1 rRNA gene is annotated in these 217 nt (G+C 57.1%); it reads left to right on the forward strand.

Annotation, left to right across the window (positions count from 1 at the left end):
• A 23S ribosomal RNA gene (locus HMPREF2785_RS07660) occupies nt 1-217 on the forward strand; the annotation flags it as partial.

The following is a 217-nucleotide window of genomic DNA, read 5'->3' on the forward strand; positions in this document are numbered from 1 at the left end:
CGAGTCAGCGGCATGTCGCGAGGTTAACCCGTGTGGGGTAGCCGTAGGGAAACCGAATCCTAATGGGGTGTTGAGTGGCATGTCCTGGACCCGAAGCGGGGTGATCTACCCATGGCCAGTGTGAAGCAGTAGTAAGATGCTGTGGAGGCGCGAACCCACGTAGGTTGAAAACTGCGGGGATGAGTTGTGGGTAGGGGTGAAAGGCCAATCAAACTCC

Origin of the sequence: Corynebacterium sp. HMSC067D03 (assembly GCF_001811185.1) — a bacterium.
In the GTDB taxonomy this organism is placed as follows: domain Bacteria; phylum Actinomycetota; class Actinomycetes; order Mycobacteriales; family Mycobacteriaceae; genus Corynebacterium; species Corynebacterium coyleae.